The organism is Paenibacillus sp. FSL E2-0151, assembly GCF_037993015.1.
GTDB classification, from domain to species: Bacteria; Bacillota; Bacilli; order Paenibacillales; family Paenibacillaceae; genus Paenibacillus; species Paenibacillus amylolyticus.
On sequence record NZ_CP150308.1, the window covers coordinates 990,092 to 1,016,641 of the forward strand.

Annotated in this window: 21 protein-coding genes; 17 read left to right on the forward strand and 4 right to left on the reverse strand. The window is 47.2% G+C overall.

All coding sequences use genetic code 11. The features are described from left to right. Positions 1-80: 80 nt before the first annotated feature. The gene (locus MHI55_RS04625) at positions 81-1,025 is read right to left on the reverse strand and encodes an alpha/beta hydrolase (RefSeq protein WP_340389035.1); all 945 of its coding nucleotides are present in this window, start codon (positions 1,023-1,025) and stop codon (positions 81-83) included. A gap of 193 nt (positions 1,026-1,218) precedes the next feature. Between MHI55_RS04625 and MHI55_RS04630 the strand changes: the two genes are divergently transcribed. The 3 genes from MHI55_RS04630 (at position 1,219) to MHI55_RS04640 (ending at position 4,648) form a co-directional block, all read left to right on the forward strand. Continuing rightward, positions 1,219-1,548, forward strand: coding sequence for a metalloregulator ArsR/SmtB family transcription factor (locus MHI55_RS04630; protein WP_017690603.1), 330 nt, complete (start codon positions 1,219-1,221; stop codon positions 1,546-1,548). A 166-nt stretch (positions 1,549-1,714) separates the two neighbouring features. Then, positions 1,715-3,490, forward strand: coding sequence for a sulfate permease (gene sulP, locus MHI55_RS04635; RefSeq protein ID WP_340389037.1), 1,776 nt, complete (start codon positions 1,715-1,717; stop codon positions 3,488-3,490). Between the two features lie 168 nt (positions 3,491-3,658). Next, positions 3,659-4,648 carry a phosphotransferase gene (locus MHI55_RS04640; RefSeq protein WP_340389039.1) on the forward strand — a complete coding sequence of 330 codons (990 nt, stop codon included), beginning with the start codon at positions 3,659-3,661 and terminating at the stop codon, positions 4,646-4,648. A gap of 100 nt (positions 4,649-4,748) precedes the next feature. On the opposite strand, the gene MHI55_RS04645 is transcribed toward MHI55_RS04640, so the two are convergent. Further along, positions 4,749-5,468 carry a response regulator transcription factor gene (locus MHI55_RS04645; protein ID WP_076253775.1) on the reverse strand — a complete coding sequence of 240 codons (720 nt, stop codon included), beginning with the start codon at positions 5,466-5,468 and terminating at the stop codon, positions 4,749-4,751. Positions 5,469-5,725: 257 nt separating this feature from the next. On the opposite strand from MHI55_RS04645, the gene MHI55_RS04650 reads away from it, so the two are divergent. The 14 genes from MHI55_RS04650 (at position 5,726) to MHI55_RS04715 (ending at position 24,829) form a co-directional block, all read left to right on the forward strand. After that, positions 5,726-6,946, forward strand: coding sequence for an ABC transporter substrate-binding protein (locus tag MHI55_RS04650; RefSeq protein WP_340389041.1), 1,221 nt, complete (start codon positions 5,726-5,728; stop codon positions 6,944-6,946). After that, positions 6,939-7,898, forward strand: a complete 960-nt coding sequence (locus tag MHI55_RS04655) for an NHLP bacteriocin system secretion protein (RefSeq protein WP_340389043.1) — start codon at positions 6,939-6,941, stop codon at positions 7,896-7,898. Before MHI55_RS04650 ends, MHI55_RS04655 begins: the two co-directional genes overlap by 8 nt. A gap of 58 nt (positions 7,899-7,956) precedes the next feature. Beyond that, positions 7,957-10,098 carry an NHLP family bacteriocin export ABC transporter peptidase/permease/ATPase subunit gene (locus MHI55_RS04660; RefSeq protein ID WP_340389045.1) on the forward strand — a complete coding sequence of 714 codons (2,142 nt, stop codon included), beginning with the start codon at positions 7,957-7,959 and terminating at the stop codon, positions 10,096-10,098. 25 nt (positions 10,099-10,123) lie between these two features. After that, entirely contained in the window at positions 10,124-13,042 is a 2,919-nt protein-coding gene (locus MHI55_RS04665; protein WP_340389047.1) for an NHLP bacteriocin export ABC transporter permease/ATPase subunit, read from the forward strand. Between the two features lie 101 nt (positions 13,043-13,143). Continuing rightward, entirely contained in the window at positions 13,144-13,512 is a 369-nt protein-coding gene (locus MHI55_RS04670) for a hypothetical protein (protein ID WP_340389049.1), read from the forward strand. A gap of 176 nt (positions 13,513-13,688) precedes the next feature. Then, positions 13,689-14,993, forward strand: a complete 1,305-nt coding sequence (locus MHI55_RS04675) for a cation:dicarboxylase symporter family transporter (RefSeq protein ID WP_340389051.1) — start codon at positions 13,689-13,691, stop codon at positions 14,991-14,993. Between the two features lie 7 nt (positions 14,994-15,000). Further along, complete coding sequence (locus MHI55_RS04680; RefSeq protein ID WP_340389053.1) at positions 15,001-15,837, forward strand: GNAT family N-acetyltransferase; 837 nt, start codon at positions 15,001-15,003, stop codon at positions 15,835-15,837. Positions 15,838-15,853: 16 nt separating this feature from the next. Then, positions 15,854-18,313 carry a beta-ketoacyl-[acyl-carrier-protein] synthase family protein gene (locus MHI55_RS04685; RefSeq protein ID WP_340389055.1) on the forward strand — a complete coding sequence of 820 codons (2,460 nt, stop codon included), beginning with the start codon at positions 15,854-15,856 and terminating at the stop codon, positions 18,311-18,313. A 39-nt stretch (positions 18,314-18,352) separates the two neighbouring features. After that, on the forward strand, positions 18,353-18,658 hold the full coding sequence (locus tag MHI55_RS04690; protein ID WP_083684981.1) for a phosphopantetheine-binding protein: 306 nt from the start codon (positions 18,353-18,355) through the stop codon (positions 18,656-18,658). Next, a complete protein-coding gene (locus tag MHI55_RS04695) occupies positions 18,655-19,398 on the forward strand; it encodes an SDR family oxidoreductase (RefSeq protein WP_340389057.1) in 744 nt (247 codons plus the stop codon). Before MHI55_RS04690 ends, MHI55_RS04695 begins: the two co-directional genes overlap by 4 nt. 37 nt (positions 19,399-19,435) lie before the next feature. Continuing rightward, a complete protein-coding gene (locus MHI55_RS04700) occupies positions 19,436-20,167 on the forward strand; it encodes an SDR family oxidoreductase (RefSeq protein WP_340389059.1) in 732 nt (243 codons plus the stop codon). 48 nt (positions 20,168-20,215) lie between these two features. Then, complete coding sequence (locus MHI55_RS04705) at positions 20,216-20,431, forward strand: hypothetical protein (RefSeq protein WP_017690588.1); 216 nt, start codon at positions 20,216-20,218, stop codon at positions 20,429-20,431. Between the two features lie 2 nt (positions 20,432-20,433). Then, on the forward strand, positions 20,434-21,393 hold the full coding sequence (locus MHI55_RS04710; RefSeq protein ID WP_340389061.1) for an ABC transporter substrate-binding protein: 960 nt from the start codon (positions 20,434-20,436) through the stop codon (positions 21,391-21,393). An 88-nt stretch (positions 21,394-21,481) separates the two neighbouring features. Further along, positions 21,482-24,829, forward strand: a complete 3,348-nt coding sequence (locus tag MHI55_RS04715) for an ATP-binding protein (RefSeq protein ID WP_340389063.1) — start codon at positions 21,482-21,484, stop codon at positions 24,827-24,829. 128 nt (positions 24,830-24,957) lie between these two features. On the opposite strand, the gene MHI55_RS04720 is transcribed toward MHI55_RS04715, so the two are convergent. Together MHI55_RS04720 and MHI55_RS04725 are read right to left on the reverse strand one after the other, a co-directional pair. Further along, positions 24,958-25,947 (reverse strand): DUF4003 family protein, encoded by a 990-nt coding sequence (locus MHI55_RS04720; protein WP_340389064.1) that lies wholly within the window; start codon positions 25,945-25,947, stop codon positions 24,958-24,960. Between the two features lie 72 nt (positions 25,948-26,019). Then, positions 26,020-26,385 carry a DUF6713 family protein gene (locus tag MHI55_RS04725; protein ID WP_340031913.1) on the reverse strand — a complete coding sequence of 122 codons (366 nt, stop codon included), beginning with the start codon at positions 26,383-26,385 and terminating at the stop codon, positions 26,020-26,022. Positions 26,386-26,550 lie beyond the last annotated feature (165 nt).

The following is a 26,550-nucleotide window of genomic DNA, read 5'->3' on the forward strand; positions in this document are numbered from 1 at the left end:
GCTCAATCCGGTGGCGGTAGTCCAGGGATTGAGCTTTTTTTCGTTCTTTTTGCGAAAGGGCTATGGGGAGGCATTACAGTCTATTGTCTAGCTTCATGTGCTGAGCTTTTTATGATGTTAACTATTTTACGCTGCGCATCCCTGGCTTCCGGAATCGGATAGAGGACAAAGACATGGTTCATTTTGGGGTAAACGTACGTTTGATGATCGATTCTTTGATCCGTCAGTAGTTTGTCGAGCTTCATATTATCAGGAAACAAACCCTCGTGGGTTCCGATAAAGATGCTGATTTTGCCCAAACCGGTGAAATCTCCGTAGATTGGACTGATTAACGGATCGTTCAACGGTTTGTCAGCTGCCCAGATCCGCCGGATGACATCATACCCTTCGACAGCGAGCATAGGGTCGCGGGTCTCATAATCAAATATGACTGGATTGTCCAGCAACATATCCACACAAGGTGATAACAAGATGATATCTTTGGGCTGCGGGAGATCATGCATCTTCAGATAATGGGCCAAGGCTAGGGATATGTTCCCGCCTGCGGAATCCCCCATAATGGTGAGTTGTGCCGGGTCGTCTACGGAGGCAAGCAGATCCCTGTATAGATTGAGAAGTTTCGGATACGTGTGCTGATAATTAAAATGCGGAACCTTTGGATAGATGGGAGCAACAACTTTGGCATTCAGAGCCTGAGCCATGCGGTCCATGAATTTCCAGTGTAAAGACAGCGGCTGGTGTGTATGCGCCCCGCCATGAATGTAGAGAATGACCCTCTGTTCACGGGAATGCTGATCGTTTAAGGTGAACACCTGCATGTCTTCATGGGAGCGCTCTTTGATGGAAGATGACAGTTTTGTTTTACCCAAGATATAAGGTTTAATGTTTTCCAAGCCCATATGATCCAGGTGTTTGCGGGTAAGCTCGCGTGTTGAAAAAATTTTCTTGGTATCTAACGTTCCGATATATTTCTCGAATAGAAAGCTCGTCAACGAGCGTTTGTGATTATGGATATACATGTTCATTGAGGAATCACCCTTCCTGATGGAGTTCAGATATACGGTCTGTGGAGACTATAAGTGAAGTATAAAGGTTGAAGTGTACTTCAAGGTCAATCTTAATTTTTCCATCAAACCGTTATGGTTAGAGTAAAGCATGGTACCCGTTCTATGTTATGATATTTGCATCTTCAAAAGTTCGATTGAAGGGGCATAGCGTATGAATCAGAGCATACAACAGTTTAAAGCGGATTTTTTCAAAGCGTTGGCACACCCGATGCGGATTCAGATTCTGGAGCTGCTGAGTGAAGGAGCCAAAAACGTTAATGAACTGCAAAGCATTCTGGGATCGGAAGGCTCTGCCGTTTCACAGCAACTGGCTGTATTGCGCAGCAAAAACGTTGTCCACGGAATCAAAGAAGGGACAACCGTCACCTATTCGCTGCGTGATCCGCTGATTAAGGACCTGCTGGCAGTCACCAAACAGATTTTTGACAATCATCTGGTTGATGCCATTTCCATGCTGGAAGATATTCGTAAAGAGTCCTGACACAATAAACAAGAGCAACTGGGTGTAAGCTCCGGAGGTTCTTGTTTTTTTGTGTTAAGTTCCTGCTGAGATTGTGCGTAATCCGATTGACAGGACGTATGCAGGGGAGTAGTCTTTTAAATATATTCAAATATTCAAATATATGAAGAAAAGAAGGTTTTTGTACATGAAATGGATGGGGAGATATGCAGGGTACAATGCTGCCGCTTTTCGCAAGGATCTGTTATCAGGACTGATTGTAGGTATCATTGCGATTCCACTCGGTATGGCCTTTGCCATCGCTTCCGGGGTCAAACCGGAGTATGGATTATATACCACAGTAATCGCAGGGATTCTCATTTCCTTGCTGGGTGGGTCCAAGTTCCAGATTGGCGGGCCAACGGGGGCATTCATTCCGATCCTATTTGCCATTGTGATGCAGTATGGATATGAGAATCTGCTGATCGCCGGAATGATGGCCGGTTTGATGCTTGTACTAATGGGCGTATTCAAGCTCGGGGCATTAATTAAGTTTATTCCAAAGCCGGTGACTATCGGTTTTACGGCAGGGATCGCCGTCATTATTTTTAGCGGACAAATAACGAACTTTCTAGGACTTCGAGGCATCGAGAAACACGAGGATTTCTGGTCCAATATGAAAGAAATCGGGATGCATATCTCGACGATTAATATATACAGTGTGCTTACAGCTGGAATCTGTCTGGCTGTTCTTCTGCTTGTGCCCAAGTTTGCACCAAAGGTGCCTGCATCACTGGTGGGGCTGGTTCTTTCGACGGTAGTCGCGGCGTTCTTTTTTGAAGGGCAGGTGGCTACAATTGGTTCGTCCTTTGGCGCCATACCTAACTCCTTGCCTCAGTTTCATGTGCCAGAGATCACTTGGGAGCGTATCGTGAACTTGCTGCAACCCGCTTTTGTCATCGCCATGCTGGGTGGAATTGAATCGCTGTTATCCGCAGTTGTTGCCGATGGCATGACCGGAAGTCGGCATAACAGCAATCGAGAGTTGATTGGGCAGGGGATTGCTAATATGGTGACGCCGTTTTTTGGTGGTATTCCTGCAACAGGAGCGATTGCACGTACAGCAACAAATATCAAATCCGGCGCAGTATCGCCATGGTCTGGCGTGATTCACGGTGTGGTGGTTTTGCTGGTACTTGTTCTCTTTGCGCCATATGCGTCCCACATTCCTCTTGCCAGTATGGCTCCTGTTCTCATGCTGGTTGCCTGGAATATGAGTGAACGGAGAACCTTCGTACATGTTATGAAAACCAAAACGAGCGATTCACTCGTTCTGCTGATTACCTTTTTGCTGACCGTATTTACAAGTTTAACAACGGCTGTAGAGGTTGGGTTGATTCTGGCTGTTCTTTTATTTGTTAAACGCATGAGTGAGATGTTGAAGGTTGCCAAAGTACTGCCCGATCCCGATCATAAACATGAGAAAGTCATGGCCCACATGGTTCGGGAAGGACATGACTGTCCGCAAATAAGCCTGTATACAATTGAAGGGCCACTTTTTTTCGGCGCAGCGGATATGTTCGAGAAGTCGGTCATGGATTCGATTCATCGGCGACCAGGCACTCTGCTGTTGCGTATGGGCAAGGTGCCTTTTATGGATACAACAGGTGAATCCAATCTGGCCCGTGTTGTCAAACATATGGAGAGATCCGGGGGCAGGGTTTTACTTTCAGGCATTCAGGCGCAACCGCTGGAAATGTTGAAGAGAACAGCTTTGATTGAACGGATTGGTCCCGATCATATGTTTGAGCACACGGGTGAAGCCATCAATTATGCATTATTGCATCTGGATGTTCAGAAATGCAGGGGGTGCAAACACTTTGCCTTTCGTGAATGTGGTGCATTGTCGAGTGCTGGCACCGACCCAGAGTGTAATAACCTGCTGAAACCTGGAAAGCGAGTCAATGTAAATAGCCCTATCTAACCTGCTGATGAGAGAAATGGAGCTATAGAAGTCTAAAGAGTATTTGTTTATCAAAATATATATTCTGGAAAATAAACGAAAAATATACTATGTTATAGGTTGATAGGTGAAAGGATTACATCGTCTATTAGATGAGAAATAATCATATTAAACCGAAGGAGCAACCATATGTCCATTCAACCGACTGCTTTACGTTCAGTGCTTAACCCCAGGTACCTGGAGTCTGCATTGAGGAATCACTATGACATTGGAACATGGGAAGAATGTTTGTTTTGGCTTAGAGGATTGAATGATACTTACCGGGTTCGCACGTCCAGTGGCATGTACATTCTCCGTATCTACCGCACTGAAATCACGGAGGCAGATGTTCAGTATGAGCTTTCATTATTGTCTCAACTGAAGAACGTTCTAGGTTCTGCGGAACATACCGACATTGGAGAATACATCGAGAAGAAAGATCATACGGGATATACGGTGTTGGAGGCTGCGGAAGGCAAGCGGGTTGCTGTAATGTTTCGGTATATTGAGGGTACGGAGAACAACCTGGAGGATGAGGAGTCTTGTTACGCCTTTGGTCAATCTGCAGCTGAATTGCATGAGGCTATGGATCAGGTGAACATGGAGCTGCCACGATATGAGCTGGATCTGAAGTTACTTATTGACGAACCCCTTGAGCGAATTATCCACTACATCGGTGAGAACAATGAAGCAGCAGCATTTCTCCATACGTTTGCCACGACGTTAAAAGAACGCATCGTTGCCACTTCCAGACAAGACCTGGACTTTGGTCTGTGCCATGGCGATATGCATGGGAATAACAATGTGTTTCAACAGGAACATCAGTTCATCCATTATGACTTCGAGTGGGCAGCCAAAGGCTGGCGTGCCTATGATTTAGCTCAAGTGAAAGTTCGAAAAAGACAGTCTGATGAGCGAAAGGCTGTATTATGGGATGCGCTCATGGCAGGATATCGTTCAGTCAGAAGTTTCTCTGCCGAAGATGAGCAGGCGGTTGATCTCTTTATTGTTGCTCGCCGATTCTGGGTGATGGGACTAGATGTTGCTTTTATTGAGAGTGATATGGGTGCGCTGGACTATGGTTCGGATTGGCTGGATAGTTTCGTGGAAGAGTTCCGGGAAGCAGATATCGTTAGTTAATCATTCAATGAAAAAGAGAATATAGTCACCATCATCATGCCGCCATTCTGGCGGCTTTTTTAGTTTGAATGAACGTACATACCTGTGTGCTGTAATACGTTTACTCTGCGAATTCAACAGGCTTATCATTGAATTTGTACCCGACACCCCGAATTGTACGGATATAGTGTGGCTTGGCCGGATTTTGTTCCAGCTTCTTCCGCAGATTATAGATATGCACCATAACTGTATGCGTATCGCCCATATGCACATCATCCCAGAGCAGCGAGAAAAGCTGTTCATTTTTGTATACGCGGTTAGGGTTCTTCGCAAGATGGAACAATAATTTGAATTCCTTGGCCGACAAAGCAATGGGTTTGTCACCGACGAGTACACGATGGGTGGCTGGGTCGATGAGTAGTTGATCAAATACCAGCGTTTCATCCACCTGCTCCTCTTGTTTCTGTGGCATGTTGTTTCTCCGAATATGAGCCTTGACTCGTGCAATCAGCTCAATTGGACTAAATGGTTTGGAGATAAAGTCGTCCCCTCCCAGCCCAAGTCCGATGACTTTGTCTGTGGCTTCATCCTTACAACTTACGAACAAAATAGGCACATTACTCGTTTTACGAATCTCGCTACAGATTTGAAAACCATCCATCCCAGGCAACAGCACATCCAGGAGTACAAGATCAGGTGAATGCTCCTGTGCAGCTCGAAGTGCCTCCACGCCAGTGTATGCAGATATAGTCTGAAAACCTTCCCGTTTCAAAGACATCGTTAACAATTCATTGATTTCATGATCATCATCGACGATCAAAATCGTGTTTTTCAAAGACATAGGGCTTTCATTCTCCTTATGTATATCGCTTTGGTCAAAGTCCGTATCCTTCCAATCGTTCATCGAAAGTCCTCGATGTATTCTGTTTCAAGTATCGCATGTGGACCGGGATAAGTCGATTGGATACATAAAATTTGATATGAAATTGAGGTTAACTTGAATTTCAATTTATGGTCTTGATGATTAGGCTCCTTCTATAATTAATGATATTAAAACTTGGGCGTTCCAGGTTTGAGCTCTGGAGGGAGATAGGTCTAGTGAATGGAAGTGGGGGGAATCGCCTGAAATGGGTGTTGTGGAGTGTGGTACTGCTTGGTGCACTGGTAATCAGTGGGTGTTCATCTGACACTGCGCCAGACCAGATCAGAGAAAAGACGCTTGGAAGCTCATCAAATGAAGTCATCGTGGGAGCTGTATGGCCTTTTGAAAAGCAGAATGAACAATTCCGTGAAGGACTTCAGTTGGCGCTGGAGCAGATTAACAAAGAGGGTGTTCTGGGAGGGAAAAAAATTAAATTGCTGGAGATGGACGATGGCGCTTCCACGACAAAGGGCATGGCCATTGCGCAGCAATTTGCCGATAATCCCTCCGTCAGCGCGGTCATTGGACATCGGGGTTCTTCCGTAACCGTACCGGCTTCACGTATATATGCCAATGCGGGCATTGTACTGTTGTCTCCGGCATCGACCTCGCCCAAACTGACCGATGTGAGCAGTCCTTATATTTTTAGAAATATACCGAATGATAATCAGATCGGGCAATCTCTTGCCCTGTATGCTGCGGGCACGAAACATGAGAATATCGCAATCTACTATACCGATGACGAGTATGGTAGAGGGCTCGCGAATGCATTTGAACGTCAGGCTACCCTATCCGGACAGAATGTGGTTGACCGCGTATCCGGTTATAAGGACGGAGCCGACATGATGCGGATTGCGAATAAATGGGAAACACTGGACACGGATCTGATCATGGTAGCGACTAGGGCTAACGAAGGCATTACGTTTGTCAAAGCAATCCGTGCGGCGGGTATGGATACCCCTATCATTGGGGGAGATGCGCTTGATTCGGCTGAGTTTGCACAAGGCGGCGGGTCCGTAGAAGGCACAATCGTCGCTTCCGTATACGATGATCAGGGACAATCGACCGTCAATCAAGATTTTCGATCAACCTATATTAAACACTATGGTAAGGCACCGGACAAATGGGCAGCACAGGCATATGATTCACTGAAATTACTCGCTGCGGGTATAGAAGAAGCAGGTTCACGAAGTCCGAAAGCGATAGCAGAAGCTTTGTCCGACCTTACATCTTGGGAGGGGGTTACGGGTGAACACTTTTTTGATACCCAGGGTGATGTTCAGGGAATGAGCATTGTAATGAAGAAGTTACAGCAGGGCAAATTTCAGACCCTGAATGAGACGCCCGTTTCAGATTCATCACGAGATTCAGCGAAAGGGGGAGGTCAGGATGAATAAACAGGTTTTTCGAAAAGTAGCCCTTGAGCGGCTGTCTTCTCCTGAACAGCTGGATAATCTGGTACGTGTCACCTCTCCCCGCGGCTGGTTGATGCTCATCGGAGCAGGTTTAATTCTGGCAGCTGCACTGTATTGGGGAGTATTTGGCACCATGACCACGAGGGCAGAAGGACAGGGTGTATTGATTCGGCCGGGCGGCCTAAAAACGGTACACACCTCTTCAGAAGGCGCAATCTCCGATATTGCAGTGGTGGAGAATGATACGGTTCAGCAAGGAGAGGTGATTGGTCGGATCGAGCAACCGGCATTGCTTGACCAGATCAGGCAAACGAAGCTTGTTATCACCAATCTGCAAAGTGCCTCATCTCAAGGCAAGTCAGGACGTGTTGCGGAGCTGGGCAAGTTAAAACAGCAGCAGGAGCAGCAGTTACTGAACTATGAGTACCAGACTCAAGTGGTCAGTCCTTACACAGGAAAGGTCACCGAGGTGTTAGTTAAGAATGGAATGTATGTGGGTGAAGGAACGGAGATGTTCCGGATGGAGACCTACGGGTCTCAGACGGATGAATTAATAGGGGTTATGTATGTGCCCGTAAATCAAGGCAAGCAGTTACTTCCGGGCATGGAAGTCCGTGTCTCGCCAAGTACCGTTAATCGTGAAGAATATGGCTCCATGATCGGGCAGGTCGTTTCGGTATCTGAATTCCCCGTAACGGTACAAGAGTTACAGTCTACATTAGGTAACGAGGGTCTTGTAGAGCAGATGGCCTCACAAGGTCTCTCGCTGGAAGTACGCGTGAATCTCTCACCTAACTCGGAGTTGTCGAGTGGATATAACTGGACAACGAAACAAGGTCCGCCTGTGCGTCTGAATAGCGGAATGACGATGGATGGAACCATTACGGTTCATTCGCAGCGACCGATTGCAACCGTCATTCCCTATTTCAAATGAGGAGTCAATATAGTCGAACAGGCATAGGGAGGATGATGGAGTAGTGGCCCCAAGAAGAGTGAAAACGCCGACGGTATTACAAATGGAAGCTGTAGAATGCGGAGCTGCCTCACTGTCGATCGTACTTTCCAATTACAAAAGTTTCATTCCACTGGAGGAGCTTCGGATATCCTGTGGCGTGTCCCGTGATGGCAGTAAAGCGAACAATATTCTCAAGGCAGCAAGGCAATATGGAATGGAAGCCAAAGGGTACCGTAAAAATCCCGAGGATCTGAGAAACATGCCATGGCCGGTCATCATCCACTGGAACTTCAATCACTTTCTAGTATTGGAGGGCATTCAGAAGGATCGAGTGTTCCTCAATGATCCGGTTACGGGCCCGCGGGAGATTACCTTTGAGGAATTGGATCAGTCGTTCACGGGTGTTGTACTGACGATGAAGCCTGCGGAGGGTTATGTCCCACAAGGCAAAACGGCAAGTCTGCTTAGCTCTCTCTCCAGTCGAATCAAAGGTTCGGAGAAGGCACTGGTCTATGCGATTATAGCAGGATTGTTTCTGGTTCTGCCCGGTCTGGTCATTCCGGTGTTCAGCAAAATTTTCATTGATCAGGTCTTACTTGGACATCTGAACAATTGGTTATTCCCGCTTCTGGTTGGTATGGGAATAACGGCGCTGCTGCGTGCATTGCTGATTTGGCTGCAGCGCTACTACTTGCTCAGACTGGAGATGAAACTGGCTTTAAGCTCATCCAGTCGTTTTTTCTGGCATGTACTCCGGTTGCCGATTGAATTTTTTTCCCAACGGCATAGCGGAGACATCGCATCAAGGGTGGCCATCAATGATCGGGTCGCGCAGCTGTTGTCTGGACAGCTGGCAGTCGCTGCTCTGAATTGTGTCATGATCCTGTTTTATCTGCTCCTGATGTTGCAGTACAGTGTATTGCTAGCTGTAGTTACGGTAGGGGTATCCCTGCTTAATGTTATATTCATGCAATTCATCACGCGTAAGCGCAACGATCAGAATCTGCGCCTGTTGCAGGAAAGCGGCAAGATGCAGGGTGTCTCCATGAATGGACTTCAGGTTATTGAGACGTTGAAGTCCAATAGCTCTGAGTCTGATTTTTTCGTCAAATGGTCAGGTTATCAGGCAAAACTGTTGCAATCCAATCAGCAATTTGGCGTATCCAATCAGTTTCTGATGTCTGTTCCCACACTGTTGACCAGTCTGGGGGCTGTTGCCGTGTTATTTTTTGGCGGTTTTCAAGTCATGGACGGGGCGTTGACCATCGGTTCGTTGGTTGCTTTTCAAAGTCTTGCGGCAAGCTTCAGTCAGCCTGTGAATGAGATGGTCATGCTGGCAGGAACGATTCAGGAAGCAGGAGGAAGCATGAAACGTCTGGATGACGTGTTGCAATATCCGGTGGATCGTCAGATTCAATCGGATCTGGATGAAGCAGACGAACAGAAGGACAGTGCCAAGTTATCCGGTCAGGTACAGATCAGTAATCTGACATACGGATACAGCAAGCTGGAGGCACCGTTAATTGATCAGTTTAATCTGTCTATTCAGCCAGGCATGAAGGTGGCTCTGGTTGGCGGTTCGGGCAGCGGAAAATCCACGATTGCAAAGCTGATTGCCGGAATATATGAACCGTGGGAAGGTGAGATTCGATTTGATGATCTGCGTCGGGATGAGATCTCCAGGCATCGGATGGGCAATTCCCTGGCCGTTGTGGATCAGGAGATTGTGCTGCTTGAAGGCACGATCAAGGAAAATATTACATTCTGGGATGCAACGATTCCAGAGACGGATGTCGTTCGTGCAGCCAAAGACGCCGTCATTCATGACCATATCGCAGAACGTAGCGGTGGGTATGACCACATGATTTCGGAGAATGGCGGTAACTTCAGCGGAGGACAGAGACAGCGGCTGGAAATAGCCAGAGCCCTTTCAGGCAACCCGTCGATTCTGATCCTGGATGAGGCGACGAGTGCACTTGATCCGGCAACAGAGAAATTGGTCGATGACAGTCTTCGGCGCAGAGGTCTGACCTGTATTACGGTGGCTCATCGTTTGAGCACCATCCGGGATGCCGATGAGATCATTGTACTGGAACGCGGGAAGATAATTGAACGGGGAACGCATACGTTTTTGATGGAGCAAAACGGATATTACACCCGTCTTATTCAGAGTCAGTAACAGGGGTGCAGAAGGGGGTGAAAGCGTGGCAGAGCCGATCAGGCCGAAAATGGAGTCATTTTTTACAAAGGTTGGAACGATTCATGATGTGGAAGGAAATAACCCTATTCTGATCACGGATGAGAACAGTGTATGGTACGTGGCTTCCGGTTACGTGGATGTATTCGCTGTAGTCATGGAAGGAGAGAACGCCGGAACAAGACATAAACGCCGTTATGTGTTCAGTCTGGATGAGGGAGCGCTCTTGTTCGGCTTTGACAATGGTCAGATGGTGGAGCGAATGGGCTTGTTGTTAACAGCGTCTGTCGGTACCAAAGTATTCCGGATAGATAAGGAGTTACTCCTGAACCGAAGAGTAAACGACCAGTGGGATAACGAGTGGCTGGCATCCAGGGTAGATCAGTGGGTTGGTAGTTGGTCGGCAGCACTGAATGTACGGAATTCACCACTTGAATTTACACTGTTGGAACCTGGGGAAGATCAGAATCTGATACCTGATCAGACCTGGAGGCCGATGCGTACCGTATGGATTAAAGTACAGGATGGCATGGTACTCTGGGGGAAAGAACATCCCGTTACTACAGAAGATGCTTGGTACATACCCGTAACGTCCTCGGGCTGGCTGGAAACGCAACAAGCGGCTGTGGTCGATGTAAAAGTAACACAGTCCTGGTTACCCACAGACCCGTCACTTCACGGGTTATATGCCTTCCATCGATTAGTCGCCAACAGGCTTGCGGTCGTGGTTGCCAAGGAACGCTTGCAGGAACAGGAACGCTTGCAACAGCGTACGGAGCATGATGATTCCTTAATGGACCATGCGCTCAAAAAACTGATTGCCGTTACCGGGCCGGATGAGCAGCAAGTTGTCTCTTTTTATTCTACTGATCCGCTTTACCCCGTAGGCAAGATCGTTGGGGACTATGCTGGTATCGTGATGAAGCCTGTTACACGAAAATTAAAAAGCCAATCGAAGCGTTCACCTGTCCAGGAGATGGCGGAAGCTTCCGGTGTGCGTTCCCGCCAGGTCGCACTTAAAGGGGAATGGTGGGAAGCGGACAATGGACCGCTTGTTGGATACCTGGAGACATCAGGCGAGCCAATTGCATTAATCCCGGCAGGGGCCAATTCTTATCGCTGGGAGAATCCATTGCACGGGGAAAATGGGTTCGTTAATGATGAAATGGCGGCTACCATACAGCCGATGGCGTACATGTTTTACCGGCCTTTTCCCGCGCGCGAGCTTGGCATCAAAGACCTGCTTCAGTATGGTGCTCACCACTCGGTTCGTCGGGATCTCGTGATGGTGATTCTGATGGGGGCACTGGCTGGATTACTGGGCATTATGGTCCCGCTCGCCAGCGGTATTCTGGTGGATACCATTATACCGGAGTCTTATCGAGGGCCGTTGGTACAGATGGCCTTTATCCTCATCGCGGTCGTGTTATCGATTGCCTTGTTCCGACTCGCAGGTTCACTTGCCGCGCTGCGTATGGAAGGACGCGTGGAGAATGCGGTTCAGGCTGCCATCTGGGATCGATTGCTGAATCTGCCGGTTTCGTTCTTCCGAAACTATTCAGCCGGGGATTTGGCTTCCAGAGCGGGAAGCATCAATGCGATTCGGCAGCTGTTATCCGGTGCAGTAATCAGTTCGCTGCTAACAGGTGTGTTCTCCATTTTTCAATTTGCATTATTGTTCCGGTATAGTCCTGTTCTTGCCTTGGTGGCGGGTGGTCTTGTCCTCATCTCCATGTCATTTACCTTTGCGATTGGCCTGCTACAGGTACGTTACCAGCGCCGATTGTTGGAGCTTCAGGGACAGATTGCCGGAACAGTACTTCAGCTATTGAACGGAATGAGCAAATTTCGGATGGCAGCAGCCGAGAACCGGGCTTTCTTCTTGTGGGCCAGAGCATTTGCGGAGCAGAAAAAGTGGTCCTATAAAGTTCGGATGCTGGATAGCTTCTCCAGTGTATTTCAAGCCTTTTTCCCATTGCTGACATCAATGGTGTTGTTCTATCTGGTGGTCTCTACCCGTTCAGAAATGTCGGCAGGACAGTTTATCGCCTTTTTCGCTGCATTTACCAGCTTCCTTATGGCCATGCTCGGTATGGCTACAGCACTATTATCCGTGGTGAACATTGTTCCATTATATGAACGAGCCAAACCCATTCTCAAAGCGTTACCTGAAATCCATGATCAGTTGGAAGATCCGGGTGAGGTGAGTGGAGCGATCGAGATTCGCCATATCCAGTTCCGGTATGAAGAGGATCAGGCACTTGTGTTGAACGACCTGTCGATGGATATCAAATCAGGACAATATGTAGCCTTTGTCGGGGCATCAGGCTGTGGAAAGTCTACCTTGATGCGACTGTTACTTGGTTTCGAACAACCTCAGAGCGGCTCTATTTATTTCGATGGTCAGGATCTTCGTTCGCTTGATATCAGCTTGCTTCGGAGTCAGTTCGGCGTGGTGTTGCAAAATAGCAAATTGATGTCCGGTGATATCTTCACGAATATCACAGGAACGTCGGATCTGACGATTCAGGATGCTTGGGAGGCCGCAGCCATGGCTGGATTCGATGATGACATCCGCAGCATGCCGATGGGCATGCATACCGTAATTTCCGAAGGTGGAGGTACACTATCCGGTGGACAACGGCAGCGTTTAATGATTGCCAGAGCCATTGCCAAACGGCCGAAGATTCTCTTTTTTGACGAGGCAACAAGTGCATTGGACAACCGGACACAGCGTATTGTCAGCCAAAGCCTCAGCAAGCTTCAGGTGACAAGGATTGTGATTGCACACCGGCTCAGTACGATTACGCAGGCGGATCATATCTATGTATTTGATAAAGGGAGAATCATTCAGTCCGGCACCTATCAGGAGCTGATGGAGCAGAATGGGCTCTTCGCGGAACTGGCCAGCCGTCAGCTGGCCTAAGATTTGAACTAAACTTGAAGTAACCTTGAGCGTTGCTTGAAACTGGGCTGTTATGCTGAATAAGGTAAGAAACCAAATCGATCTATTGGAGGAATCATTACATGAGTTGGACAGAAGAGCAGATTCAAGAAACGGTAAACGCAGTTATGGCTAAGGCAAGTTCGGATGTGGCATTCCGCGCATTGGCTGTAAGCGACATCTACGCAGCAATTCAGCAAGAAACGGGTCAAGAAGTACCACGTGAGTTCAAAATCAATGTAGTAGATGGAACAGGTTACCACGCAACGATTGTATTGCCAGAAGCACGCGGCGAGGCGGATGAGTTGACAGAAACCGAGCTGGAATCTGTGGCTGGTGGTAGCAAAGACGGCGCAACTGATTTCTTCAATGGCGTGGGTAGTATTGCCGAGGATGCAGCAAGAGCAGCCATCCGTGTTGGAGAGAATTACGGTAACGCACAAGCCAAGTAGTCTTCCTTATATACTTCATACTTATATTAAAAAGCATGGAATGAATTGGAGTGTGATCCCCTACCCAGGTAGGATCGCACTCCAAATTGCTTAACACGAGCCGAAAAGTCCGCTGTCTGAACAGGAATTCAGTGCAGCAGTCACCATGGCTACAATGACGAACAAGAGGTGCCTGCGTGTCAAGGAAGACAGCTTTCTCATTGAAATGGATCAAATCATTCTGGATGATTGTGCTCTGTATGGTATCTGGAATTGCGGCAGGATTATACGTTCCTGAGTTGGCTCATGCCGTATCACGTTTTGGCGATCTGTATCTGTCCTTTTTGAAGATGTGTGTCATTCCCATTATGATGACCGCCATCATCTCCAGCATCGGCAGTCTGTTTATCCAGAGCGGAGCGATGAAGATGATCGTTCGCATGTGCATGGTATATACCATAGCGTTGATATTCTGTGGTCTGTTGGGTCTCAGTCTTGGTGGAATCGCTCGTCCGGGTGCAGGGCTGCCAGAAGAATCCAAACATGTACTTGGGGCTATTGTATACGATCTGAGCGCCGATAACAGTGCCCTGTCCATCGAAGAGAAGCCGCAGGGGATATTTTCGTTTTTGCTTAACATGATTCCATCCAATATATTCACAGCGCTGACGGAAAACAATACGCTGCAAATCTTGTTTTTTTCCGTGATCGTTGGGGTGGCAGTCGGCATGATGCGGACACCGCAGGGAGATGACGTGCTGAAGATTGCTGATGTATTGTTTGGAGCGTTTCAAAAGGTGATCTCCTGGTCCATGTACGCATTGCCTTTTGCACTCTTCTGTATGATGGCAGGGCAATTCGCGACACTGAATTTGGATATTCTACCTGCCATGATGAAGTTGATCATGATGTTTTACATTTCCAGCGTGATTCTGATTGGGCTATCTATTGTGATCATGGCTGTAACATTGCGGAAGCCTGTCCGGGTAGTCCTGTCTGCATTGAAGGATACGTTAATTCTGGCATTCGGTACACGGAATAGTATCGCCACCGTTCCAACCTGTATGGAGGCACTGAGTATGAAGCTTCAGCAAGATCCGCGTATCGTTCAATTGGTCGTACCCCTGGGCATTATCATGTGCCGTTACAGTATGGTGCTTGTGTATACGCTTGGCATCACCTTTACCGTTCAATTGTATGATTTTGACTTTACGTTGTCGCAGTGGATCGCGGTGCTTGCAGGGGCTGTGGTGATATCGATTGCTGGTGCAGGCTCCCCGGGTGTTGTCTCTATTGGCATGATAGCGGTTATTGCGGAGATGCTGGGTCTGCCTTCCGAGGTCACCATCATTCTGCTTTTGGCTATGAATCCAATTATTGATCCTATCATTACGGCTGCGAATGTATCCATACAATGTCTAACCACTTCACTATTGTCAGCCAGAAAGGATAACTATGATCACTATCAAACGGCTAACACTCCAGGACAGGTTGAAGTATAAATCGTTCATGTTTCAGTGGTTATACAAACAAGTGGAACAGAGCTTGAATGATCCAATGGAATCTGAACGGTTCATGTTAATCGGAGCAGAATCGCAAGGTGTCCCCGTGGGCCTGCTTGTGCTTGAGCAGCGGGGTGGATACGGGCATGCAGTCTTACAGTGTATCTTCGTATCGAAGCCATGGCGCAGGCAAAAAATCGCTACATCGTTGCTCCAGGAAGCACGAATTTTATGTATGGAGAAAGAAATGGCTACGCTCTCTCTGAGCTATTACTCTGACAAGTCTTCGACGGATACGATCGAAGCTTTATTGCATAAGGAAGGCTGGATACAGCCGCAATGTGAATCAGTCGTTTTCCATATCCATCTTGGAAGCGGAATTGCTGAGGCCACCTGGTTAAGGGAACGAGCTATCCCCAATGGGCTGGAGTTATTTCTATGGGCAGATCAGGAAGAGGGGCAACTTAGACAATCCATTGAAACAGGAGAGCTTGATTTCCCTTCATTTTTGTCTCCGTTCAAAACCTTTGCTCCCCTGGAACCAAGCAACAGCTTTGGTATTCAATCCACACAGGGAGTTCAGGGGTGGTCGATGACGTATCGACTGGACGAGGATAGGATCTTGTATGATGCACTGTATATTGCGCCGGAATATCAACAGTTCGGTCTGGCTTTTCAGATGCTGGGCAGATCCATCCGGGTTCAAACGGAGGCAGGCATCCCCCACGCGATGTTCACAGTTAACCAAAGTACACCAATCATGATGAAGCTTTCCCGGCAGTGGCTTGCACCGTATTCTTGGAAGACGAGTGAGAAGCGAAGCAGTTATATCCGATTGGGATAAGGAGAGGAGGGCGAATATGAGCGACAGAGAGAATACCAACACGAAGGATCGTATCGTGATTACAGGCATGGGCGTATTATGCGCACTTGGCGATCACCCGCAGATGGTATATGAGCGTATGCTTGCTGCGGAGACCGGAATTCGGGAAGTCACCCGCTTCAATACAGATAAGTTACAGAGTTCACTTGCAGGCCAGTTGGAGGATTCCATCCGAGAGGCGGTACTCTCAGGCACAGCGGAGCTATCCATGGACTTATGTGCACGGTATGCCATCGCTGCTGCGAGGAAAGCGTTAATCGATAGTGGTCTTTCAATAGCACATGCGGATAACATGAAGCATCATGACAGGGCAAAAGGAACAGGTGGAAAGCCATCCGTTTTTCCTGCGCGGATCGGACTTACGCTGGGTACGTGTAACGGTGGGGTTCTATCTTTGGAAGAACAGTGGAACCTGTCTGAGTTGGACGTTGATCATACGTCCCGGTACCCATTTTATCAGCAGGGCGATGATGCAGCGCGAGTTCTGGGTGTGGCAGGTCCGGTCGCAACGTTAAATACGGCATGTGCTGCGAGTGGTAATGCCATAGGCTATGCAAGTGATCTCATTCGCTGGGGGTATGCCGATGTGATGCTCGCTGGTGGATCTGATCCATTGTCGCATAGTGTATATGCCGGATTTAATGTACTCCGTGCACTTAATTCCCGTCCCTCTTCACCCTTCAGCACCCAATACGGATTGAATCTGGGAGAAGGTGCTGCTTTTGTGGTTCTGGAGAGACTGGACGCCGCACTTGAACGTGGTGCTACGATCTATGCTGAATTATGTGCCTATGGATTAAGCAACGATGCCCATCATATGACGGCTTCTCACCCGGAAGGTGCAGGCATACAACGAGCAGTGGAGATGGCGATCAGCCTTGCTGGAGTATCCAAAACGGATATTGAATACGTAAACGCACACGGGACTGGAACACAGGCAAATGATCGTGCTGAAATTAGTGGTCTGCAGGGTAGTTTCGGGCCTAATCTGTCGATTCCTATCAGCTCAAGCAAAGCCTATTTTGGTCATACATTAGGTACTTCGGCTGCATTGGAGCTGGTTACCTCGCTCTACGCTATCAGGCAAGGATACGTTCCCGCTACGCTTCATTTTGAAGAAGCTCGCGAAGGATGCGAGGATGTTGATATCATTCAACATTCGATGCGTCCGATGCGCCCGGAATATATGATCTGCAACAATTCTGGCTTCGGAGGACACAATGTTTCGCTTGTGCTGCGTACAAATGGAATCGAAGAAGAGCGGTATTCAAGCTTGCAGAATCCTGAACGTGAGAATTCACTTGCAGGGCATCCGGGCGAGGCAGTCCCCCGACGACGTGTTGTCATTACTGGAGTGGGTGCCGTCAGCAAAGGGGATATCCGTAAGGGAAATGTACTCGGGGCTTTCGGTAAGGATACCAAACAGGTAACGGAAACGTCCTTCTTCTCCTTAAAAGATTACGATAAGAGCAAATATGAGCGCAGAATGAACCAGCTCACACAGAATACGATAGGTGCAGTCCTTGCAGCGCTGGAGGATGCAGCGCTGGGCGAGTCTCAGCGGGAACATACGGGTTTTATCTACGGTACAGCACGAGGAAGCACGAGCAGTATTTCGAACTTTCTGGAATCTGTATTTGTCAAAGGCCCGGAGTATGCAAGTACGATCTATTTCCCGCATACGGTCATTAATTCCATTGCTGGACAGACGGCTGAAAAATTACAATTTAAGGGATTCAATAGCTCCTTCAGCACAGGAGGCAACGAGGGATTGACTGCGGCATTGTATGCAACGGGCAAGATACGAGAGGGAGCCCTGAGGTCTTGTCTGATTGGTGCTGGAGATGAACGATCCCAGCTTGCGGAGGATATCGACAGGGCCAAAGGATTGCAGGACAGCCGTTACGAGATGACGGAAGGCAGTGTCTGTATGGTCCTCAGTGACCTGGAAGAAGCTGATCATACGCGATCCGGGATCTATGCGGAATTGAGTGGACTCGGTGTTGCTTCTGGCGCAGTACAGGACGCTTCAAGACAGAGCGAGGCGTTGATCCGGGCAGTTACCGATGCACTCCATGAAGCTGAAACCAGCATGGGGCAAATGGATCTGATTTTGCTCAACTCAGTGGGACGTCCCGGTGAATTGGAGTTAGAACAGAGAGCCATATCTTCGATGGGGAAAGGTGAGGTCGCACAATTCGTGCCGATCATGACCCTTAATGAGTGCACTGGTTATGGAGAATCGTACAGTTCGATGTTACATCTCGCGGCGGCTGCAGAGCTTGTAAGCCCGGGAGCCATGCACGAACTTGCCAAAGGTACCTACGCCCATCTGGGCCTGCCTGAGCGATCTTCTGCATACCGCCATATTTTGACCATCAGTTCTACCGTTAATGGCAGTTATTCTGCGGCAATCGTCAGTAGCGTCGCTGAGTGAACCGTGTTAATTGAAAAAAATTATAGGAGGCTTACACATATGACAGTGAATTACGAGGTAGAGATGGATGAGATCAAACAGACAATCAAACAAACGTTGTTAATTGATCGGCTCAAACTGGAGGACATCACCGCAGAGGAAATTACGGATGACATGATTTTGTTCGGTGAAGAACTGGGACTGGACTCTGTGGAGGCGTTTGAGGTTATGGTTGGTATGGAAGAAGTATACGGCGTGATGGTCGAGGACCTTCCCGCGACAGAGTTGCAGATTCATCTGAAAAATGTGCAATCTATTGCCGAACTGATTATGGCCAGAAAGACCAAAGGAACGCGAGGCCAATGACCTTTCGTGATCACGTCGTTGTGGTTACGGGGGTAACACGGGGCATAGGGCGGGCCATAGCGATGAGATTCATTGCAGAGGGAGCCATTGTGGCAGGCATTTATGTCAGGGATGACGCTGCAGCGGACCAGCTAACAGAAGAGGTGAGTGCAGCAGGCGGACGGATGCAGTTGTTCAAGGGCTCTGTTGCGGACCATGCTTTTGTAGCGGATGTGATGAAAGAGGTATTTGATACATTTGGTCGTGTGGATGTCCTGATCAATAATGCCGGAAGATCGAGCGACCAGATGGCACTGCGGATGGAAGAGCAACAGTGGAATGAGGTGCTGGACACCAATTATGTTGGTGCCTGTTATTGCTCACAGGAAGCGGTCAGCTACATGGTTCTTCAGGACAGTGGAAGCATTATCAACCTGGTGTCGGTGAGCGGTATATACGGCCGGGAAGGGCAGTGTAATTATGCAGCTTCCAAAGGCGCTTTGATGGGGCTGACGAAGTTATATGCCCGCCTGTATGCATCACACAACATTCAGGTCAGTGCCGTCGCACCAGGTATGATTGATACCGAGATGACGGGGGAGGTGTCGCAAGAGAAGCTGAATGATTTTCTGCGCCACACCCTCACCGGAAGGCAAGGGTCTGCGGAAGAGGTAGCTGAGGCGGTAATATACCTCGCAGGACCTGCGGCACGTTATCATACCGGACAGACATTAAAACTGGATGGCGGCTTTTTGCGTTAAGGGCAAACTTGAATTGGAATCAGAGGGAGGGAAGCTAATGAAAACGGCGTATGTGCATCATGCAGAAAGTACAGCTATGCAGATGATGGTTGTATATTTGTTACATCGTGGCTTGCAGATTACAGCAAGCTTCGCCACATCAGAACAAGCAGAGCAGTTTCATTCCGATCTGTCTGTGCACGACCAGAAGAACTGCCGGACTATCGTTGCGCTGGACCTGGCAATGAAGGGAATTGAATCCGTACTGTCAGCATCTGCCGAGCATATGCAGGGGCTCGACTTCTATATTCATGGCAGTAGCTGGGTGGATGAACTGTCTAAGCTCCAAAGTGATCCGGCGGCTTTTGCTCTAACCAGCCATCGTCAGTTAAGTGAACTCTTTCTATATACCCGTGCAGCAGGTCATTTTATGGCGCGTAAACAGAGTGGACAGATGATCGTACCCATACTGGCAGATATGATGCACTATAGTGGATTTCCTTCTTCTCCGGTGTATAACCAGGGTGCCCAGGCATATGTCAAAAGCTTTGCCAAAGAGATGACGCCTTTTCGAGTCTCGGTCAATACGTTAACGTTTGGTTACTACCGTATGGAGAACCATATAAATGCCGGACGAAGTCGCAGGAAGATCTATGATATGTTCACCTTAAAACCTTCTGTCCCTGAATTGGAAGAGCTTGTACAAGGTCTAGGCCTGTTACTTGATTATGGTCAGGGCATGAGTGGTCAAAATATAACGTGGGGTTACGGTATTCCGTCTGTTCTCTGATATGATCTGAGACAATACGGCTTCAGTAATCTTCGAAAGAGGCAGAAGATGGGATATCAACAGAATGGAAACGATGCGGAGCAGGAGAACCGCCAGTCCGATGAACTGCTGGAAGAAGAACTGGAAGAGGTTGTCGGTGGACTGGCAACTGTTTCAATTGCGCGTTGCAAAGTCTGCCACATTCGAATTGCAGTGTACGAGATGAGCGTATGTGCAGCTTGTTTTCGAAAAACGCAGCTTCCACTTGCAGGAGAAGGGGGCTAACCATGATCAGAAGTTACGGCCGGCTGTGCATCTTGCTGTTGTTCATGTTAACTATAGGACTTATCCTCTCATCCTGTACAAGCGTATCCCGAGACGCTGTATCAACCATAGCAAGTCCGCAGACTGAAACGGCTCAGTCTCGTGTAGCAGAAACGGACATCACAGCAGCTAAGGCAGCTAAGGAAAGTGAGCCAAGAGTTTATACTGTGGAAGAATTAGAAGGATATCCGCAAGATATTCGGGATATTTTGAGCAGGGGCAAGCTGAGGATTGGATTGAAGGTAGAGGACCGTTATCCTTTCTTTTACACCGATGAAGAAGGGTTACTGCGCGGGAGCGATGTTGAGCTTGCCAACGACATCGCTCTTAAACTTGGAGTTAAACCGGAGTATATCCGAACAGCGGATTCTTTCGATGAAGTGATTGATCAGGTGTCTTCCGGGGAGGTGGATGTCGGCATATCCAAATTGAGTATCACCCTGGAGCGTGCGAAGCGAGTACTGTTCTCTAATGCGTATCTGCATTTCAAACAAGCACTGCTGATTAACCGCCTTCAACTTGCGGAGCTCGGCAAAAAAAACGAATTTCCCGATGTGCTAACGCTGCTTCAGCAACGTGGAACACAGATCGGCATTGTTCAAGGGACGTCTTACGTAGGCTTCACACGTGAGCTTTTCCCCACGCAAAAACAGATTGCCTACAAGAATACTTCCGAATTGTTTGATCGTGTGCGGCAAGGCGAAGTGATCGCTGCAGTCTATGATGCTTTTGAAATTTCACGTTATTTGGATCAGAATCCTGCCTACTCCCTTGACCTTCAATATGTGCAGCTGGAGGATCAGGATGACGATATTGCCATCGCCGTTGATCCGCGCCGCATGCATCTCCACCAGTGGATCAATACGTATCTTCACATGCAGGAGAAGAACATTCAGCGCCGGCTTGAAAACTATGGCATCTGAACAATAGGGTTGTGCTATGATACAGGCATGAACCCGGTGGTTCGGTTTTTTATTCAGTTAAAAGAGGGGACACAGTGGTGGGAATCTCATGAATAAACGTACTTCTTTCCTGTATTACATCATCCCTGTTATGCTATTTTTTCTGATTTTTACGGTACTGATCTTGATTGAATTACCTTCTAATCAGATGAATGCAGAAGTTCAGGATGGGCGTTTAACGATTACCAGTGAAGCTCTGTCCTCTGGAGAAGGAAGTCGGTTAGATGGCGAATGGGCATTCTATTGGAAACAATTGCTGGAGCCCAAGGATTTTGCCAGTGAACGAACGGGTCCGGTAAGTTACGTTAATGTTCCAGAATCTTGGGGGAATTATGAAATTAGTGGGCATAGGCTGGATAATACGGGATTCGCCACGTATCGTCTGGTGGTGGATTTACCTGAGCAAGATATAGAGCTGGGATTACTAACCTCAGGGATAACTTCCGCACACCGATTGTGGATTAATGGCAAACTTGTATCCGAAAGTGGGATTGTCGGACGAACGTTAAAGGAATCTTCTTCATATAAGGTGCCTGCTCTAATCCGAATGGAGGCAGGGCAGACTCAAGCTGATATTATCATTCAAGTTTCGAACTATACACATCGAAAAGCGGGTCTGTTTGGCTCTCTAACGATCGGTGAATATAATCAATTGAATCAATCCATGAAATACAAAATGGTATCCGAGAGCATGATAATTGGCTGCATGTTGATTATGGGACTCTACCATATCCTGTTGTATGCATTGTTGCGCAAAAATCGGGAGTCTCTGTATTTTGGTCTGATCTGCATTCTGCTGGCCATGAAGAACAGCTCTGATTCCCAGTACATTTTATCAGAGCTTATTCCGGGAATGAGCGGTGATACGTTCCTTAAAATTGAGTATTTAGGCTTCTTGGGCAGCTCTCCACTTGCTCTACTTTTTTGTTACTCCATTTTCCCCAACGAGATGTCCAAACGATTACGTATATTTTGGATTCCAGGGTTGCTATTCACTGTATTTATCCTGTTCACACCTACTCAGGTATATACGAAGTTTGCGTTGTTCATGCAGGCATACGCGATTCTGATCGGGATTGTGATCATTCAAAATGTGGTCCGAGCTGCCATGAAAAAACTTGGTGGGGCACACTGGATGCTGGCAGGTACCATCGTATTCTTCATTACTGTAGTGAATGATATTTTAATGAATAACGGTATAATTCAAACAGGAATCTATTTCTCATATGGTCTTCTCTTTCTCATTCTTTGTCTGTCGATTATTGTATCCACCAAATTTTCCAATGCCATGAAAACCAATGAACGTTTATCTTCGCGCCTGCTTGAATTGGATCGGGTAAAAGATGAGTTTCTGGCCAATACCTCCCACGAGCTTCGTACACCGCTCAACGGAATTATCGGGCTTACGCAGTCGTTGCTACACAGCATGGATGACCGGTTGGAAGATAACCAGCGAATGCATCTGAACATGATCGTCTCAAGTGGTCAACGTATGTCTTTTCTGATTAACGATATTCTGGATTATGCACTTCTTAAAAATAACGATGTACGTCTGAATCGAACCAAAATAAATCTGCACCAATTAGTTCAGGTAGTCCTCACCGTGGTTAAACCGCTCATTACTGGTAGGGATCTTCTATTACATAATCGAATTGATCCCCATTTTCCACCGATCGAAGCAGATGAGAATCGAATGCAGCAAATTTTGTTTAATCTGGTCGGCAATGCGATCAAGTACACACCATCGGGTCATATCGTGATTCGTGCACGGATTGTGCAGGGTGATATAGAAATTCAGGTAGAGGATACAGGGATTGGCATACCGGAGGATAAATTTTCAATGATTTTCAATCCATTCGAAAAGCTGGAATCCATTGATAACACGGGTACCGGACTTGGACTGAAAATCACCAAGCAACTTGTCGAGCTGCATGGAGGAGAGATTAAAGTACAGTCGAAAGTGAATCAGGGCTCCCTTTTCTCGTTCACCATCAGGCAGCATAAGAAGAATGTTCCAACTGCGCTACCGGATAAGCAAAACAATGAATCCATTCAGAACGGCGTAAGCACCCTTCGTTCTGTTGCAGAAGTTAAGACAGCAAGTTCACATGCTCTTAATAAGGAAGTCAGTTCCGCGAAAGAATCGGAGATCCAACTTTATCGTGTATTAATTGTGGACGATGAGCCCGTTAACCTGCAGGTGGTGATTCAGCAGCTTGCACCACTGGCCTGTGTGTTTGAAATTGCGAACAGTGGCACTGAAGCACTCGTGCGTATCAATGAGTTGCAGAATTTTGATCTGGTGATCACGGATATGATGATGGTCGGCATGTCTGGATATGAACTATGCGGATTGATCAGGGAGCGTTACAGTCTGATTGAGTTACCTATTCTAATTATGACAGCAAGTAATCGAGATGATACAATTACAGCCTGTTTTGCCGCTGGAGCTAATGATTATATATCAAAACCTATTGGACGTAATGAACTCATAAGCCGTGTACGCACACTGTTGTTGTTAAAAAGGTCTGCTCAGGAGCTGAGTCTGAACGCACAGCAGCTTGAAGAGTTGAATCAGCAGTTATCCGAGTTAAATACCAACCTGGAGCATCGTATTCAGGATCGTACAGTAGAGCTGGAGCAAAAAAATAAAGATATGGGCCGTCTGGAATTGTCACGCAGACGATTGCTGAGCGATATATCGCATGAACTGCGCACACCGATGACTGCGATTCAGGGCTATGTGGAGGCAATTGTATCCGGATTGGTGGATAATGAAGAGGATCAAAAAGTATATCTGCAAATGGTCTTAGTGAAGGCGCTGGGGCTAAACCGTCTCATTCACGATCTATTCGAGTTGTCCCGACTGGAGTCGGGCAAGTCTGAAATGATCTTTATCATGATGAGCTTGCAGGAGTTAATGGATACCATTCAGGACAAATTCAGGCTGGACATCGCACGTGCTGACATGAGCTACGAATTTCAGATGAACATTACGACTGCTCAGCGAAGTGAATATCAAGTCGTGATTGATATGGATCGGATTACTCAGGTGTTGACCAATCTGGTGTTTAACGCGATTCAGCATACAGGTGCAGGTGGAATGATTCGTCTTCATTGTTCCATTGAGGAATGGGAAAATGACGGTGAATCTCCAGGACGACTTACCATCCGTGTGGAGGACAATGGAGCGGGTATTATGGAAGAGTCACTGCCATTTGTATTTGATCGCTTTTTCCGTGAGAAACATGATCGGCATGTGGTTCAGGGCAGTGGAATTGGACTTGCGATTGCGAAGGAAATTATTCAGTATCATGATGGAAACATACACGTAGAAAGTGAAGTCGGAAAAGGGAGTTCTTTTTATTTCACGTTGCCTCTGTATGTTCTGGATTAGGGAAAGACAAGCATCTCGATGATTAAGTCGGAAATGATTGAGTTCCATAGGAAAACGAGTACTCAGGGTTCACCCCGGTACTCGTCTTTTTATTATGCTTGGAACAATTTGGGAGTCAGTTCTAAGTGTCAATTCGATGATGATGAAGAAGCAGCAGCCGATGCTGCGGCAGTTGCGGCCATGGCTGCTTGTTGAGCGATGATAATATTTGTGATACTGGTTGAGATTGCTGTCGTCAGCACACCGTTCCGCAGATTCTCCACATGTTGAATGGCTACCAGAGCAGACGAGAACAGGAGCAACTCCTGTTTGTCGATTGACCAGGCACCGAAGCCTTTTTGAGTCCGTAACCAGTCATTTGTTTCCGCGACTTCATCCACTAATGAGTCTCTGTCCGAAGGCAGTAGAGAAAGTATTCCAAGAGAGGCTAACGTATAGGTTTTGTCCATTCGAAGATTCCTTTTGCGAAAAGCTTCATTTAACGCAATCACACGAGCACCTGCATCCGGGGGATCATCTCCAAGAACCAGGACCTGTGTTAACGCCTGCACACTGTTTCTGGAAGAGAACTCTGTTTTTAATTCCCCGTATAGTTGTTCCATACGTGCCACACCAGTATCCACCTCGAGATCGGAAAGGGCTAACATGGCAGCGAAAATGTAGTCGTCCTGTCCAGTGAGGAAACGATGCTCTGCTTTCATGCCGTCATAAAATGATTTGGCCCGCTCCACCGTAGGTTGAAACTGGTCAGGTGATGTCTGAGTAGCGATCTGATAGGCGGCAATAACCAGATAATCGGAGTTGCGAAATTTGATCTCTTTCATCAAGTCATAGACATGCAAGGTGTCTGCCAGTCTCGTCTCTTCATCCGTTGTAAGGGAGAGCATGGCAGCAATGCTAATGGCCGAATTACCTCTGAATGCAGAGAAGAGTTTTGTGTTTTGCTTAATCAACTCATGGCTTTGAAGAATAGCTTCCCCATCCGCTGTTTTATTCTCCGCTGCATAGAGCAGGGCAACCAGACGTTGCATCATCGCATGTTGCCATTTGAACGACTTCTTGATGATCTGGGTATTGGAAACAAATAATTCAACTCGTTCTGCATGATGCTGCTGCATAGGCACACCTCCATATTCACTGTTATTCAACAATACCCTTCCAGCTTCCTTCATCCCGTCGATGTAAACAGATTAGATGATTAGGAATATCAAATGAACTAAAGCAATTATTCCCATAGGGTAGATCAATGATCTGGAGAACCCGTTTTTAAATTCATTTCTAGGATGTTTTTCGAAAAAGAAGTGTAATACGGTATGTATGATGAAAAAGATATCCAACACCCAAAATGTAACGGTCTGATATGAGCTAAAAAGAAGAGAGAGGATGATGGTATACATTGGCAGGTGAATCCAAGTGAAATACCTATAGGCTTTATCATCTTCCATATCTTTTAACACCATAAACAATTTCCACTCGGACCGCCTGATGGCATCCATTTCGTGAAGCAGAAAGAGAGACAGGTTAAACAAAAATAAAACCAGTAAAAAGTCAGGCATGTAAAGTCTCCTTTTCCTATTCAATCTGCTCCTATCTTACTAAAGGTCATTTGATTTGGCAAAATATGAAAAAAAGGTTCACGCTCCGTTCATACGTGCTTGATATGCTCTCGAAAGAAAGCGTAAGGAACAGGTATTAAAAAATATACGGAGTGGTGGGGGCAA

Excerpts from the sequence above, each read along its gene's own strand:
- MHI55_RS04725 (WP_340031913.1), bottom strand. The coding sequence starts at position 26,385 with ATGCCTGACTTTTTACTGGTTTTATTTTTGTTTAACCTGTCTCTCTTT.
- MHI55_RS04710 (WP_340389061.1), top strand. The coding sequence starts at position 20,434 with ATGATCAGAAGTTACGGCCGGCTGTGCATCTTGCTGTTGTTCATGTTA.
- MHI55_RS04715 (WP_340389063.1), top strand. The coding sequence starts at position 21,482 with ATGAATAAACGTACTTCTTTCCTGTATTACATCATCCCTGTTATGCTA.
- MHI55_RS04700 (WP_340389059.1), top strand. The coding sequence starts at position 19,436 with ATGAAAACGGCGTATGTGCATCATGCAGAAAGTACAGCTATGCAGATG.
- MHI55_RS04630 (WP_017690603.1), top strand. The coding sequence starts at position 1,219 with ATGAATCAGAGCATACAACAGTTTAAAGCGGATTTTTTCAAAGCGTTG.
- MHI55_RS04625 (WP_340389035.1), bottom strand. The coding sequence starts at position 1,025 with ATGAACATGTATATCCATAATCACAAACGCTCGTTGACGAGCTTTCTA.
- MHI55_RS04705 (WP_017690588.1), top strand. The coding sequence starts at position 20,216 with ATGGGATATCAACAGAATGGAAACGATGCGGAGCAGGAGAACCGCCAG.
- MHI55_RS04680 (WP_340389053.1), top strand. The coding sequence starts at position 15,001 with ATGTTTCAGTGGTTATACAAACAAGTGGAACAGAGCTTGAATGATCCA.
- MHI55_RS04720 (WP_340389064.1), bottom strand. The coding sequence starts at position 25,947 with ATGCAGCAGCATCATGCAGAACGAGTTGAATTATTTGTTTCCAATACC.
- MHI55_RS04685 (WP_340389055.1), top strand. The coding sequence starts at position 15,854 with ATGAGCGACAGAGAGAATACCAACACGAAGGATCGTATCGTGATTACA.
- MHI55_RS04655 (WP_340389043.1), top strand. The coding sequence starts at position 6,939 with ATGAATAAACAGGTTTTTCGAAAAGTAGCCCTTGAGCGGCTGTCTTCT.
- MHI55_RS04640 (WP_340389039.1), top strand. The coding sequence starts at position 3,659 with ATGTCCATTCAACCGACTGCTTTACGTTCAGTGCTTAACCCCAGGTAC.
- MHI55_RS04645 (WP_076253775.1), bottom strand. The coding sequence starts at position 5,468 with ATGTCTTTGAAAAACACGATTTTGATCGTCGATGATGATCATGAAATC.
- MHI55_RS04695 (WP_340389057.1), top strand. The coding sequence starts at position 18,655 with ATGACCTTTCGTGATCACGTCGTTGTGGTTACGGGGGTAACACGGGGC.
- MHI55_RS04670 (WP_340389049.1), top strand. The coding sequence starts at position 13,144 with ATGAGTTGGACAGAAGAGCAGATTCAAGAAACGGTAAACGCAGTTATG.
- MHI55_RS04690 (WP_083684981.1), top strand. The coding sequence starts at position 18,353 with ATGACAGTGAATTACGAGGTAGAGATGGATGAGATCAAACAGACAATC.
- sulP (WP_340389037.1), top strand. The coding sequence starts at position 1,715 with ATGAAATGGATGGGGAGATATGCAGGGTACAATGCTGCCGCTTTTCGC.